The 14,525-nt window shown below is 63.3% G+C and carries 14 protein-coding genes; 11 read left to right on the top strand and 3 right to left on the bottom strand.

What is annotated here, in order from left to right:
- The first annotated feature begins 37 nt into the window (after positions 1–37).
- From ACWGS9_RS11040 to ACWGS9_RS10990, 11 genes are all read left to right on the top strand, one after another.
- Positions 38–514, top strand: coding sequence for a DUF7662 domain-containing protein (locus ACWGS9_RS11040; RefSeq protein WP_454505275.1), 477 nt, complete (start codon positions 38–40; stop codon positions 512–514).
- Complete coding sequence (locus ACWGS9_RS11035) at positions 511–927, top strand: type II toxin-antitoxin system VapC family toxin (RefSeq protein ID WP_095817064.1); 417 nt, start codon at positions 511–513, stop codon at positions 925–927. The genes ACWGS9_RS11040 and ACWGS9_RS11035 overlap by 4 nt, the downstream gene beginning before the upstream one ends.
- A 32-nt stretch (positions 928–959) precedes the next feature.
- A complete protein-coding gene (locus ACWGS9_RS11030) occupies positions 960–2,345 on the top strand; it encodes an aldehyde dehydrogenase family protein (RefSeq protein ID WP_454505274.1) in 1,386 nt (461 codons plus the stop codon).
- Positions 2,346–2,363: 18 nt separating this feature from the next.
- Complete coding sequence (locus ACWGS9_RS11025) at positions 2,364–3,536, top strand: iron-containing alcohol dehydrogenase (RefSeq protein ID WP_454505273.1); 1,173 nt, start codon at positions 2,364–2,366, stop codon at positions 3,534–3,536.
- 246 nt (positions 3,537–3,782) lie between these two features.
- Positions 3,783–4,889 carry an ABC transporter substrate-binding protein gene (locus tag ACWGS9_RS11020; protein ID WP_454505272.1) on the top strand — a complete coding sequence of 369 codons (1,107 nt, stop codon included), beginning with the start codon at positions 3,783–3,785 and terminating at the stop codon, positions 4,887–4,889.
- Positions 4,890–4,953: 64 nt separating this feature from the next.
- The gene (locus tag ACWGS9_RS11015; RefSeq protein WP_454505271.1) at positions 4,954–5,874 is read left to right on the top strand and encodes an ABC transporter permease; all 921 of its coding nucleotides are present in this window, start codon (positions 4,954–4,956) and stop codon (positions 5,872–5,874) included.
- Positions 5,871–6,662 carry an ABC transporter permease gene (locus ACWGS9_RS11010; protein ID WP_140642340.1) on the top strand — a complete coding sequence of 264 codons (792 nt, stop codon included), beginning with the start codon at positions 5,871–5,873 and terminating at the stop codon, positions 6,660–6,662. The genes ACWGS9_RS11015 and ACWGS9_RS11010 overlap by 4 nt, the downstream gene beginning before the upstream one ends.
- 15 nt (positions 6,663–6,677) lie before the next feature.
- Positions 6,678–7,742 carry an ABC transporter ATP-binding protein gene (locus tag ACWGS9_RS11005; RefSeq protein ID WP_454505270.1) on the top strand — a complete coding sequence of 355 codons (1,065 nt, stop codon included), beginning with the start codon at positions 6,678–6,680 and terminating at the stop codon, positions 7,740–7,742.
- 274 nt (positions 7,743–8,016) lie between these two features.
- The gene (locus tag ACWGS9_RS11000) at positions 8,017–9,570 is read left to right on the top strand and encodes a cation:proton antiporter (RefSeq protein ID WP_454505269.1); all 1,554 of its coding nucleotides are present in this window, start codon (positions 8,017–8,019) and stop codon (positions 9,568–9,570) included.
- 204 nt (positions 9,571–9,774) lie between these two features.
- A complete protein-coding gene (locus ACWGS9_RS10995; RefSeq protein ID WP_454505268.1) occupies positions 9,775–10,680 on the top strand; it encodes an endonuclease/exonuclease/phosphatase family protein in 906 nt (301 codons plus the stop codon).
- Between the two features lie 7 nt (positions 10,681–10,687).
- Positions 10,688–11,533 (top strand): EamA family transporter, encoded by an 846-nt coding sequence (locus tag ACWGS9_RS10990; protein ID WP_454505267.1) that lies wholly within the window; start codon positions 10,688–10,690, stop codon positions 11,531–11,533.
- Positions 11,534–11,754: 221 nt separating this feature from the next.
- On the opposite strand, the gene ACWGS9_RS10985 is transcribed toward ACWGS9_RS10990, so the two are convergent.
- The 3 genes from ACWGS9_RS10985 to ACWGS9_RS10975 are packed head-to-tail and all read right to left on the bottom strand — an operon-like array spanning position 11,755 to position 14,470.
- A complete protein-coding gene (locus ACWGS9_RS10985) occupies positions 11,755–12,063 on the bottom strand; it encodes a Dabb family protein (RefSeq protein ID WP_454505391.1) in 309 nt (102 codons plus the stop codon).
- Between the two features lie 10 nt (positions 12,064–12,073).
- Positions 12,074–13,702 carry a GMC family oxidoreductase gene (locus tag ACWGS9_RS10980; protein ID WP_454505266.1) on the bottom strand — a complete coding sequence of 543 codons (1,629 nt, stop codon included), beginning with the start codon at positions 13,700–13,702 and terminating at the stop codon, positions 12,074–12,076.
- A gap of 6 nt (positions 13,703–13,708) precedes the next feature.
- On the bottom strand, positions 13,709–14,470 hold the full coding sequence (locus ACWGS9_RS10975) for a 3-ketoacyl-ACP reductase (RefSeq protein WP_454505265.1): 762 nt from the start codon (positions 14,468–14,470) through the stop codon (positions 13,709–13,711).
- Positions 14,471–14,525 lie beyond the last annotated feature (55 nt).

The raw sequence follows: 14,525 nt of genomic DNA, 5'->3' as shown, positions 1-14,525 counted from the left end.
ACTTGACCGGAAATGCGGACCGAACTAGATTCATGAGATGACCGAAGGAACCAAATATCATCCGCTGTTCGAGCATCTGCTGTTCTCGGGCCAAGGCCATTTGTCGATGAGCTTCGACGAGATCGAACAAATAATAGGTGGCCGCTTGCCGCCGTCGGCGCGACAGCGCGAGGAATGGTGGGCGAACAGCCCGAGCGGCCACAGCCAGGCGCGCGCCTGGCTGCGCGCAAATTACCGGGCGTCTGGTATCGATCTCGCGAACGAACGGGTGGACTTCAATCTGGAGGGATGGCCCGAGGGCTATCGAAAGCCGAATATGGCTAGCGCGGACAAGGGCCGCCCGGGAATGGCGGAATCGACGCAGGCAGGCTACGAACATCCCCAGGAAGGGAAGCTCTCGCATGGGCCAGGGGATGCTGATCATCCGCTCTTTGGCATATGGACTGGTAAGGTTACCATTCGCCAGGGGTATGATTACACCAAGCCGGCTTTGGAGCCGGACGCACTGCCGTGACACACAGGCTGCTGCTCGACACTTGCGCGATCATATGGATTGCGCTGAACGAACCGATCAGGCCGGAAGCCAGGACTGCCATCAATACCGCAGGGGCTGCTGACGAGAAAATCCGGGTTTCCCCCATTTCGGCTTGGGAATTGGGACTGCTGAGCGCCAAGGGCCGATTGGCGGCCGCAAAGTCGCCGGCGAGCATTTTTGGGGAAGTGATCGCCACGCCTGGCATCCGGGTCGAGGCTCTTTCGCCGGAACTATTGATTGAATCGTCTTTCCTGCCCGGATCGCTGCACGGCGATCCCGCGGATCGGATATTGATTGCGACCGCGCGGGCGTTCGATTTGACGCTCGTGACACGCGATCAGTCGATACTGGATTATGCAAGGGTGGGGCATGTTCGTGCCCTTGCCTGCTGACGCTTTGCCTTTCGATGCATGGAGACGCCTAATTGGAAACCGTGAAACTCAAATCCCCCATCGATGGCTCGATCTACGCCGAACGGCCGGTAGCGACCGATCAGGCGATCAACGCCGCGGTCGAGCGCGCCAAGGCGGCGCAGGAGAAATGGGCGCAGACGCCGGTCGTCGAGCGCGGCAAATACATGCTGGCGATGCTGGAAGCGCTGGTCGCGATGACCGACGAGATCGTGCCCGAAATCGCCTGGCAGATGGGCCGGCCGGTGCGCTACGGCGGCGAGTTCGGCGGCGTCAAGGAACGCACCAACTATATGGTGGAGATCGCTGAAGCCGCGCTGAAGCCGGTGCTGGCTTCCAACCCCAAGGACGGCTTCCGCCGCTATGTGAAGAAGGTGCCGCTTGGCGTCGTCCTGGTGATCGCGCCGTGGAACTATCCCTACCTCACCGCCGTCAACACCATCGTGCCGGCACTGATGGCGGGCAGCGCCGTCATCCTCAAGCACGCGGCGCAGACGCTGCTGGTGGGCGAGCGTTTCCAACTGGCTTTCGATAAGGCCGGCCTGCCCAAGGGCCTGTTCCAGAACCTCGTGATGAACCACGGCCAGACCGAAAAGCTGCTCGGTTCCGGCAAGATCGACCATGTCAATTTCACCGGCTCGGTCGGCGGCGGCCGCGCCATCGAGAAGGCCGCTGCCGGCACCTTCATGACGCTCGGGCTGGAGCTCGGCGGCAAGGATCCGGCCTATGTGCTGCCCGACGCCAAGATGGATCATGCGGTCGCCAATCTGGTCGACGGTGCCTTCTTCAACTCCGGCCAGTGCTGCTGCGGCATCGAGCGCGTCTATGTGCATGAGAAGGTCTATGACGAGTTCGTCGAGGGTTTCATCGCCGAGACCAAGAACTATGTCGTCGGCAATCCGCTGGAGCAGGCCACGACCATGGGACCGATGGCGCAGGCACGCTTTGCCGACCTCATCCGTGAGCAGAAGGCCGAGGCGCTGCGCAAGGGCGCCAAGGCGCATATCAACATGAAGGTCGAGAACGACAGAGAGGGCTCGCCCTATCTGGCGCCGGAGGTGCTGACCGAGGTCGACCACCAGATGAGCGTCATGCGCGAGGAAAGTTTCGGGCCGATCGTCGGCATCATGAAGGTGCGCAACGACGAGGAGGCGATCGCGCTGATGAACGACAGCCCCTATGGGCTGACCGCCTCGATCTGGACCCGCGATACCGATCGCGCGGTGGCCATCGGCGACCGCGTCGAAACCGGCACGGTGTTCATGAACCGCTGCGACTATCTCGATCCCGCGCTGGTCTGGACCGGCGTCAAGGACACCGGCAAGGGCGCCGCACTCTCGGCCATCGGCTACGACAATCTGACCCGGCCGAAATCCTATCACCTGCGTGAAGCAATCTGATTTTTCGAAAGACAAGACATGTCCAAGCTCATCTCCAAATGGAACTACCCCACCACCGTCCGCTTTGGCGCCGGCCGCATCAACGAATTGCCGGATGTGCTCAACGCCACGGGCATCAAGCGGCCGCTCTTCGTCACCGATCCGGGACTGGCGAAACTGCCGGTCGTTGCTTCGACGCTGAAGATCCTCGATGACGCCAAGGTGCCCTATGGCGTGTTTTCCGAGGTGAGGCCGAACCCGGTCGAGTCGAATCTCACCGCCGGCATCGCCGTGTTCAAGAAGGGCAAGCATGACGGCGTCATCGCCTTCGGCGGCGGCTCGGCGCTCGACCTCGGCAAGCTGATCGCCTTTCAGGCTGGACAGGCGCGCCCGGTGTGGGATTTCGAGGATGTTGGCGACTGGTGGACCAGAGCCAATTCCGACGCCATCGCGCCGATCATCGCGGTGCCGACCACCGCCGGCACCGGTTCGGAGGTCGGCCGCGCCGGCGTCATCACCAACGAGGCGACCCACACCAAGAAGGTCATCTTCCATCCGAAACTTTTGCCGGCAATCGTCATTGCCGATCCGGAGCTGTCGGTCGGTATGCCTGGCTTCATCACCGCCGGCACCGGCATGGACGCGCTTGCGCACTGCCTCGAAGCCTATTGCGCCCCGGGCTACCACCCGATGGCGGACGGCATCGCCGTGGAAGGCGTAAGGTTGGTGTTCGAAAACTTGCCGAGGGCTTTTGCCAACGGCAAGGACCTCGTCGCGCGCGCCCATATGATGAGCGCTGCCGCAATGGGTGCCACCGCTTTCCAGAAGGGACTGGGCGCCATCCATTCGCTGTCGCATCCGATCGGCGCGCTCTACGACACCCACCACGGCATGACCAATGCGGTGTTCATGCCCTATGTGCTGGCCTTCAACCGCGAGGCGATCGAGGACCGTATCGCCCGGCTCGCCGCCTATTGCGGCATCAAGGGCGGCTTCGACGGTTTCGCCAAGGCCATCATCAAGCTGCGCAAGGAGCTCAAGGTGCCGCACGCGCTGCCGGGCCTGATCAAGGGGCTCGACATGGACAAGAAGCGCAAGACGCTTATCGCCGACATGGCGGTGGTCGATCCGACGGCCGGCGGCAACCCCGTGAAGCTGACCAAGAAAGCGGCGCTGACGCTGCTCGAAAACGCGATCGCCGGCTCTGTCTGAGAGCCGGCTTGCAATGCCGGAAAGTTGAATGACGAGGCGTTCCAGAAGGGAAGGGAGGGGGCAAAAGGCAAGGTGACTAACCATTAGCCGGAAAATTAAGCGCGGGCTAATTGCTACGGTCCGTTAAAAAGAGTTAACTTTTTTCGCCGCGGGGGCTCCGGTTTCAAAAAGCCTTCATCTGGCTGTCACACGAAAACGATACCCGCATCGCAGGCGCCCAGCGCGCCAGTTCAACGGAGAGAACACATGTTCAAGTTCACGGGGAAAGTGCTTTCCCTCTCGGCCGCGGCGCTCTTTGCGTCGACGGTGATTTCGTCCGCGGATTCGATGGACGATCTCGTCAAGGCCGCGAAGGCTGAAGGCCAGCTCACCACCATCGCGCTTCCGCATGACTGGTGTGGCTACGGGGCAGTGATCGACGCTTTCAAGGCTAAGTATCCGGAAATCAAGATCAATGAACTCAACCCGGACGCCGGCTCGGGCGACGAGGTCGAGGCGATCAAGGCCAACAAGGACAATAAGGGCCCGCAGGCGCCCGACGTTATCGACGTCGGCCTGTCCTTCGGTCCGACCGCCAAGGCCGACGGCCTGCTGATGCCCTACAAGGTATCGACCTGGGACTCGATCCCGGACAGCGCCAAGGATGCCGATGGCGCCTGGTACGGCGACTATTACGGCGTGCTGTCGTTCATGGTGAACAAGGACCTGGTCAAGGAATCGCCGAAGGACTGGGCCGACCTCCTGAAGCCGGAATTCGCCAACGCGGTCGCGCTCGCCGGTGACCCGCGCGCGTCGAACCAGGCCATCCAGGCGGTCTATGCCTCCGGCCTGTCGTCGGGCGCCGCCGCCGGTGAAGCCGCCGGCAAGGCCGGTCTCGAGTTCTTCAAGAAGCTCAACGCCGCCGGCAACTTCGTTCCGGTCGTCGGCAAGCCGGCGACGCTGGCCCAGGGCCAGACGCCGATCCTGATCAACTGGGACTACAACGCGCTTGCCGGCCGCGACACGCTGAAGGGCAACCCGCCCGTCGACGTGATCGTGCCGAAGACCGGCGTCGTCGCCGGCGTCTATGTGCAGGCGATCAGTGCTTTCGCGCCGCATCCGAATGCCGCCAAGCTGTGGATGGAATACCTCTATTCCGACGAAGGCCAGATCGGCTGGCTGAAGGGCTATTGCCACCCGATCCGCTTCAACGATCTCGCCAAGAAAGGCAAGATCCCGGCGGACGTGCTGGCCAAGCTGCCGCCGGCTGAGTCCTATGCCTCGGCGGTCTTCCCGACGCTCGTGGAGCAGGGCAAGGCCAAGGAAACCATCAGCAAGAACTGGGACGCCACTGTCGGCGCCAACGTCAAGTAAGACTTGAAATCCACCGGGCGGCCACTTGGCCGCCCGGCTTTCCCTCGAAAACGGTGCCGGGCGCATGACCGATCTATCGCTTTCAAATCAGTCTGTTGCCGCCACCAAGTCCGCGCCGCCGAACGAGGCGACCGCTTTCCGCCTGCCGACGCAATGGATCGGTGTGGCGCCATTCTTCGTCTTTGCCCTGATGTTCCTGATCATGCCGACGCTTTATCTCGTCATCGGCGCGTTTCAGACCGGGGAAGGCGGGTTCACGCTCGACAACATCCTGCAGTTGGTGAGCGATCCTTCAATCAGCAATTCCTATTGGGTTTCGATCAAGATCAGCTTCTGGTCGGCCATCGTCGGCGCATTTGCCGGACTGGCGCTCGCCATCGCGATCGTGCGCGGCGGCCTGCCCAGCTGGGTGCGGTCCGCGACGCTGACCTTCTCGGGCGTCGCCTCGAATTTTGCCGGCTTGCCGCTCGCCTTCGCGTTCATCGCAACGCTCGGACGCGTCGGCATCGTGACGGTGCTTCTGCGTGACATGTTCAACCTCAACATCTACGCGTTGGGGTTCAATTTCCTGACCACGTGGGGCCTGATCGTGGTCTATCTCTTCTTCCAGATCCCGCTGATGGTGGTGATCATCGTGCCGGCAATCGACGGCTTGAAGAAGGAATGGAACGAGGCGGCCGCCACGCTTGGCGCCACCCAGTGGCAGTACTGGCGCATGGTGGTGATACCGGTGTTGTTTCCGAGTTTCCTCGGCACCGTCATCCTTCTGTTCGCCAACGCCTTCGGCGCCATCGCAACGGCCTATGCGTTCGCCGGCCCGCAGCTCAACATCGTTCCCATCAAGCTCTACTCGCAGATCAATGGCGACGTGCTGCATAACCCGCAGCTCGGCTACGCGATCGCCTTCGGCATGATCGTCATCACCGGGCTCGCCAACGTCTTCTACATCTGGTTCCGGACCCGTTCCGAGAGGTGGCTCAAATGAAGTCGGGAAAGTTCTGGGCCTGGGTCGTCTTCGGTATCGGTACGGCCTATTTCTTCATTCCGCTGCTGGCGACTTTCGAGTTTTCGTTGCGCATGCGGCGCGGCGTGCATTCCTTCGATGCCTATCAGGTCGTGCTCGGCGACCCGCGCTTCCAGGCAACGTTCCTGTATTCGGTGGTCGCCGCCATCTTCACCATCATCCTCGGCGTGCTGATCGTGGTGCCCGCGGCCTACTGGATCCGGCTGCGTTTGCCTCAAATCAGGCCGATCGTCGAGTTCATCACGCTGCTGCCGCTGGTCATTCCGGCGATCGTCATCGTGTTCGGCTATATCCGCATGTACGGTTCGAATTCGCCGCTGCCTTTCCTGGCCAGCGATCTCGGCGCCAGCGCCTTGCTGGTGATCGGCTACGCAACGCTGGCACTCCCCTATATGTACCGCGCGGTCGACACCGGCCTTCGCACCATCGACGTGCGCACGCTGACGGAAGCGGCGCAAATCCTCGGCGCCGGCTGGGCCACGATCATCACCCGCGTTATCCTGCCCAATGTCCTGATCGCGGTTCTGTCGGGCGCGTTCCTTACCTTCGCGATCGTCATTGGCGAATTCACGATGGCGAGCCTGCTGAACCGCCCGGCGTTCGGGCCGTATCTGCAGAATATCGGCGCCAACCGTGCCTATGAGCCGGCGGCGCTTGCCATCATCGCCTTCGCCATTACCTGGGGCTGCATGTCGCTCATCCAGATCCTGTCCCGTTTCGCGCCGAAATCGGCGAACCGCCCGAATTGACCTGAGAGAAAAGCCATGGCCGAGCCATTCCTGTCCATCCAGCATGTGCGAAAGTCCTACGGCGCCAACACCGTGGTGCAGGATTTCAGCCTCGACGTCGAGCCCGGCGAGTTCGTCTCCTTCCTTGGCCCGTCCGGCTGCGGCAAGACGACGGTGCTGCGCATGGTCGCCGGCTTCGAGGAGCCTTCTGCCGGCAAGATCGTGGTCGGCGGCAAGGACATCACCAGGCTGAAGCCAAACCAGCGAAATGTCGGCATGGTGTTCCAGGCCTATGCGTTGTTCCCGAACCTGACAGTGGCGCAGAACATCGCCTTCGGCCTCAAGGTAGCTGGCATGTCGAAGCCTGACGCGGACAGGCGCGTCGCCGAGATGCTCGACATGATCAAGCTGCCGCAGATGGCCGATCGCTACCCCTACCAGCTTTCAGGCGGCCAGCAGCAGCGCATCGCGCTGGCGCGCGCCATTGCGCCGAAGCCGAAGCTCCTCTTGCTCGACGAGCCGCTGTCGGCGCTCGACGCCAAGGTGCGCGTGTCGCTGCGCGAGGAAATCCGCTCGATCCAGAAGAAGCTCGGCATCACCACCATCTTCGTCACGCATGACCAGGAAGAAGCGCTGTCGATCTCCGACCGCATCGCGGTGATGTATGGCGGCAAGGCCGAACAGGTCGGTACGCCGTTCGAGATCTACAACCGGCCGGCAACCAAGTTCGTCGCCAACTTCGTCGGCACGCTCAACGTGCTGGAGGGCAAGGTCACCGACGCGTCCAGCGGCAAGGTGCAGGTCAACACCCAGGAAGTCTCGCTCAAGGGCAAGCTCAACGGATCGAAGTCCGGCGATACGCTGTCGCTGGCGTTACGGCCGGAGGCGATTTCGCTGGCGCGCCAGCCGGGCCACGACACCAGCCTGTCGGGCGAGATCGCCGAAGTGCATTTCCTCGGTTCGGTCATCCGCGTGCGGGTCGGCATCGGCGGCAACACGGTGTCGCTCGACACCTTCAACAACTCGACGACGCCGCCGCCGGTCGTCGGCGACAAGGCCGACATCTCGTTTTCGTCGGGCGACATGCTGGTCCTGCACTAGGCTATGTCGATATTCAGGTGAGGCCGGCCTGCAAATGGCGGCTTCCTGCGCTTCCGGTGCTCACGTACTTCAAGTACGCTCCGCTCCGGTTCTCGGAAACCGCCATTTTCGACTCGGCCTGACCTGAATCTCGACACAGCCCCGCCAACTGGACTGAACCTCATCAGGCCAGTGCAATGTGCATATAGCCGGGCAATATCGACGCGTCCGACAAATCAACAGTATCCCGGCTCAAGGTACTGCCAAGCTTCGGGTTTCGTCGCTACGATAAGCCATGGCGCTTTTCGAACTCACTCTTGTCCTGCTTCTCATTGCCGTTGCGCTGACGGCGGTATCGCGATGGCTGGAGGTGCCTTACCCGTCGCTGCTGGCGCTTGCCGGGGTCGGGATTGCCTTCGTGCCGGGCGCGCCGATGATCGAGATCGATCCGGAACTGGCGCTTGCGCTGTTCATCGCGCCGGTGCTTCTCGATTCCGCCTATGACACCTCGCTGCGCGACCTGAAACGCTACCGGCTGTCGCTAGTGCTGCTGGCGCTTGGCGCCGTCGTCTTCACCACCGTGGTGATCGCGTTTGTCGGCTGGAAGATGGCCGGCCTGCCGATCGCGGCGGCGATCGCGCTTGGCGCCATCGTCGCGCCGCCGGACGCGGTGGCGGCAAGCGCGGTGCTCAATCAGTTCAAGGTGCCGCACCGGCTCACCGCCATCCTGCAGGGCGAGAGCCTGCTCAACGACGCCACGGCGCTGTTGATCTACCGGATATCGGTTTCGGCCGCCATCGGCTCGCTGATGCTGAAAGACGCCGTGCCGGTGATCCTGCTGGCGACGATCGGCAGCGTTGTTGCCGGCTATCTGTTCGGCCGTTTCTCGCTGCTCACGCTGACGCGCATCGAGGATGCGGCAAGCAGCACCGTGGTGCAGTTCGCCGGAACCTTCGCCGTCTGGATCATCGCCGACAAGCTCGGCCTCTCGGCCATCATCACCATCGTCGTCTATGCCATCACCATCGCGCGCAGGGCACCGCGCCGCATGTCGGCCAGACGCCGCGTCAGCACCTATTCGGTCTGGGAATCGGCGGTGTTCGTGCTCAACGTGCTGGCCTTCGTGCTGATGGGCCTGCAGGCGCGGTCGATCATCGGCCGTCTCTCCGGCGACGGTCAAGGCGAAGCTTTTCTCTTCGCCGGAACGGTGCTCGCCATCGTCATCGTGGCACGCCTCGTCTGGGTGGCAAGCTACGTCGCTGTCATACGATGGTTTGCCCGCTTCGACAGCGAAGAGCAAAGGCGAGATGCGCCGACATTTCGCGGCGCCGTGCTCGTCGGCTGGTGCGGCATGCGCGGGCTGGTGACGCTCGTGGTGGCGATTGCATTGCCTGCCAATTTCCCTGGCCGCGATCCAATCGTGCTTGCCGCCTTCGCGGTCGTGCTTGGCACGCTGGTGCTGCAAGGCATGAGCCTGAAACCGCTGCTGCGGCTGCTCAACTTCGAACGCGACACGACGGTCGACCGCGAAGTGGCACAAGCGCGCGTCGCCATCATGCAGGCTGCGCTCGACGTGCTGAGCCGCAAGAATTCGGCCGCGGCGGCCGTCGTGCGCGAACAGTATGAGGCGCAGCGCAAAGTCGCGGAAAACCCCGATGATGCGCAGGCGGCGACGGAATACGACCGGCTGCGCCTCTATGCCATCAACCGACAGCGCGACACGCTGGAGGAGTTGCGCACCAACGGCACGATCGGCGACGAGGCCTATCATCGGCTGGAGGAGGAGATCGACTGGTCGGAGCTGGCGGCGTCGCCCGCCGGAAGCTTCCAGCCGCTGACGACCTACTAGAGAGGTCGGTTCGCCGGTCATCGGCTGGACTATTGCGCCTGTCCGCGCGGCACATTGCAACGCTGGAGGCGGGGCGCTAGAGCGGTTCACCGAAATGGCGAACCGCTCTAGCTCTTTTGTTTTGACGCAATTTCAGACGGAAAACCGCTCACACTTTTCCTGGAATTGCTCTACTGCGATCATCGGAAGTGAGCCGGTTAATCAATGAAGCTGATCAGCTACAACATCCAGTATGGCTATGGCAGCGACGGGCGCTACGATCTCGCGCGCTCCGCCAGGCTGGTGGAGGGCGCCGACATCATCGCGCTGCAGGAGGTCGAGCGGCATTGGCAGCGCAGCGATGAAGACGACCAGCCCGATATCCTGTCCAGGTTGCTGCCCGACTATTACTGGGCTTACGGCCCCGCCTTCGACATGGACGCCAGCGAGAAGCCGGATGGCCGCATCGTCAACCGCCGGCGACAGTTCGGCACGATGATACTGTCGAAGCTGCCGATCGTCTGGTCGCGCCTGCACGCACTGCCGTTGCGGCGCACGCTCCGGCCGCTCAACACCCGTAACGCGGCGCTAGAATGCATGATCCGCACGCCGGCGGGACCGGTGAGGGTGCTCTCGCTGCACCTGGCGCATATCGCGGCCGAGGAGCGGCTGGAGCAGATCGACTATCTGCTTGCCGAGCATCGACGTGCGCCCTCGGACGGAGGCCCCTGGAGCGGCGTCGACGACGAACCGCAGCGCAATTGGTCGAACGGCCAGCCGGAACCGGAAAACCCGCTGGCGGCGATCTGGCTGGGCGATTTCAACATGGAGCCGGGCAGCGCCGAATACCGGCGCATCGTCGGCTCGACGCCCTATCATCGCGGCGCTGGCTACATCGACGGCTTCGTCGACGCGGCTGCCGTCGCAAAGGAACCGGCAGCCGACTTCCACACGCATGAAAAGATCATCGACGGCAGGCTCGCCAAGCGCCGGCTCGACCATTGTTTCGTCGGCGGCATGCTGGCCGATCGGGTGCGGTCGATCAGCGCCGGTATCGGCGAAGTGGCTTCCGACCATTTTCCGCTCAGGGTCGACATCGACCTGGAAGCGCCGGGTCTCGCTGTCAGATGAACGGAGCATGACGCTTTTCGTTTTCTTCGCGGTGCTTGCCGCAGCCGCCATGCATGCGATCTGGAACGCGCTGGTCAAGGTGCATCTCGACCGTTTCCTGTCGATCACGCTGATGACGCTCGGCATGGGATTTGCGGCACTTTTCGCGCTGCCTTTCGTCGAAGTGCCCAAGGCGGAGGTCTGGCCCTACATCATCGCCTCGGTGATCTTCCACATAGGTTACCGGACCTTCCTGATCGGCGCCTACAAGGCCGGTGATTTCGCCCAGACCTATCCGTTGGCGCGCGGCACCGCACCTCTGTTGGCGGCACTTGGCGGCATGGTCGTCGTCGGAGAGGTCCCGGCGCCGCTCGCCATCCTCGGCATCGTGCTTCTGTCGGCGGGAACGCTGGTGATGTCGTTTCGTGGCGGCGTTCATCTCGAACGTTTCAATCTTCGCGCGGTCGGCTTCGCGCTCGGCACGTCGATCTTCATCGCCAGCTATACGCTGTCCGACGGCAGCGGCGCGCGGCTGGCGGCAACCGCGCAAAGCTACGCGGCGTGGCTGTTCATCTGCGATGCGGCGGGGGCGCTCGTGCTGTGTATCGTCTTTCGCGGACCGCAATCGCTGCCTGTGCTGGCGCGTGACTGGAAGGCGGGGCTGTTCACCGGCGTGCTCAGCGGCGGCGCCTACTGGATCGTGATGTGGGCGATGACCAAGGCGCCGATCGCCTCGGTGGCGTCGCTGCGCGAGACCTCGATTCTGTTCGCCATGATGATCTCGGTCTTTGCGCTGGGCGAGAAAATGACGGGCTGGCGCGGTGCTGCCGCGCTCAGCATCGTTGCCGGCGTCGTCGCACTCAGACTCGGATAGAGCGGTTCACCGTTTCACGAAACGGCGGACCGCTCTATAGCCGGCCGGATAACCGCATTGCAGGATGCCCGAGACCATGCCGCGGGCGCCCGTGGTTCTCACTTTTTGCGTTCGCTGACTAAAGCGCGTCGCGCTGAAACGGTTTCAGGCGACGCGCTTTAAGTCCTTGTTTTTATGCATGTCGTTGTCCCAGAACCGCGTACAATTCTGGGCGACATGCATTAGGGTTCGAGATCGAAGACCATCAGCCCTTCTGTGCCGCCTTTGAGCGCGGCGACCAGGCGCGCGCCCGCGCGCTGATGCGCCTCATGCACGAGATAGGCGTCGCGGGCGGCGGCATCGCGAAAGTCGATGGTGAAGCCATGCGTGAAGCCGCGCGCGAACGGCTCGGGGCTGACATTGGCGCCGAACTGCACCTTGCCCATGCCGTCGGTGACGGCGCGCAGTGCCTCGAGATCGGCATGGATCGCCGCACGTTCGGTTGCCGGAACGTCGTCGCGAAATCGGACAAAGACGCAGTGCCGGATCATCATTTGTGTCTCAAGCCGCCTGGTTGCCCTTGAACACGGCCGGCGGCAGCGGCTCGCGGCCGAGGATGAGGTCGGCGCCCTTTTCACCGACCATGATCGTCGGCGCATTGGTGTTGGAGGAGGGGACGCGCGGCATCACCGAGGCGTCGCAGACCCGCAGGCCTTCGATGCCGCGCAGCCTCAGATCCGGCGTCACCACCGCCATCGGGTCATGGCCCATGCGGCAGGTGCCGACCGGGTGATGATCGGTCTTGGAGGTGCGGCAGGCATAGTCGAACAGGTCTGCGTCGCTTTGCAGGTTTGGACCTGGCAGCACCTCGCGCAGCACGAAGGGCTGAAGCGCCTTCTGCCGCATTATCTCACGCGCCAGTCTGAGGCCCTTGATCGACATGTCGCGATCATATGGGTCGGACCAGTAATTCGGATCGATCAGCGGATGGTCCGCCGGGTCAGCGCTCTTCAGCCGCACCGTGCCGCGCGAGCGCGGGCGCAGGAACGCGGAATTCAACGTCACGCCCGGGTTCTTCAGTTTCTCGACGCCGGCCTCGATGCCGGAGCCGAGGCCCAAATGGAACTGGATATCGGGCGAGGCAGTGGTCGGGTCGGCGTACCAGAAGCCGCCGGTCTCGAACAGGCTGGAGGCGACGGGGCCTTTCTTGAGCAGCAGATATTGCAGGCCGGCCCACAGCGTGCGGTGCAGCTTGGCGTAGTTGTCGTAAGTGTGGTCGCCGGTGCATTCGGCAATGACGAACAGGTCGAGATGGTCCTGCATGTTGGAGCCGACGCCGGGCAGGTCGTGGACCGGCGTCACGCCAACCGACTTCAGATGGTCGGCGGGGCCGATGCCCGATTGCATCAGGAGCTTCGGCGAGCCGATGGCGCCGGAGGAGACGATCACTTCGCGTTCGGCGCGCAGCATGGTCTTCTCACCGCCCGGCTTGTCGACGATCTCGACGCCGACGGCGCGACCCCTTTCGACGACGACGCGGGTGACCAGCACATCGGTCCTGACCGTCAGGTTCTTGCGGGCGCCGATCGGCTTCAGATAGGCGACGGAGGCGGACGAGCGCCGCGCATCCTTCTGGGTCAGCTGGTAGTAGCCGACGCCTTCCTGGCTGGCGCCGTTGAAGTCCGGATTGAACGGGATGCCCATTTCCTGGCCGGCGCGGAAATAAGCCTCGCAGATCGGCAAAGGCGAGATCGGGTTGGAGACGCCGAGCGGGCCCTGGTCACCATGATAGTCGTTGGCGAAGCGCTGGTTGTTCTCGGCGCGTTTGAAATAGGGCAGCACGTCGCGATAGCCCCAGCCGGCGAGGCCCTCTTCCTTCTCCCAGGCGTCGTAGTCGCGAGCGTTGCCGCGCGTGTAGATCTGGGCGTTGATCGACGAGCCGCCGCCGACCACCTTGGCCTGCGTGTACCAGAGGACGCGGTCCTTCATGTTCTTCTGCGGCACGGTCGACCAGCCCCAGGAGGCGATGCCCTTGGTCATCTTGGCAAAGCCCGCCGGCATGTGGATGTAGGGGTGCCAGTCCTTGCCGCCGGCTTCCAGCAGCAGGACGGAATTACCCGGATCCTCGCTCAGCCGGTTGGCCAGAACACAGCCGGCCGGACCGGCGCCCACAATGATGTAGTCAGCCATTGTTCCTCACAAGCGCGGCACGGAAAGCGCGCCGTCGACATCGATGACCGATCCGGTCGAAAAGCCGAATTTGCCGGAGGCAAGTGCGGCCACGACGCCGCCGATATCGGCGGCCTCGCCCCAGCGTCTGGCCGGCACCAGCCCACCCTCGATCAGCGCGTCATATTTGGCGGAGACGCCGGCCGTCATGTCGGTGCGGATGATGCCCGGCCGTACCTCGAACACGCCGATATTTTCCGCAGCGAGCCGCAGCGCCAGGTTCTTCACCCACATCGAAAGGCCTGCCTTGGAAATGCAGTAGTCTGCGCGTTCCGGCGAAGCCATGGCGGCGCTGACCGAAGTGATGGTGATGATCGACCTGGCCGAACCAGCAGGCGCGCCAAGCATCGCCTTGGCGACGGCCTGGCTCAGGAACACCGTGCCGCGCAGGTTGATGTTCAACGCGCGGTCGAAATTCTCCGGCTTCAGCTCCAACAGGTCGCCGCGCACAACAGCGCCGACGCCGGCATTGTTTACCAGGCAATCGATGTGGCCGAAGGCGCCGATGGCCGCTTTGGCAAGAGCGGCATGGCCGGCGAGATCGGCGATGTCGCAACGATGGTAGGCAAACTCCGCGCCGCGCCCGGTGATGTTGAAGGCGAGACTGTCGCCGGGCTTCTCGGCGATGTCGGCGATGAGGATATCGAAGCCTGCATCGGCCAACGCCTCTGCACAAGCGAGCCCAATGCCGCGCGCGCCGCCGGTGATGATGGCTGCGGGCCGGGTCATTGGAAATTAGTCCTGCGGGAGTTGGCGCTGCCCCTCATCGCCCTGCCGGGCACTT

This window comes from Mesorhizobium sp. Arg314, from assembly GCF_053714275.1.
The sequence above is the reverse complement of the archived record's forward strand: the minus strand, read 5'-3'. Positions and strand labels throughout refer to the sequence as shown.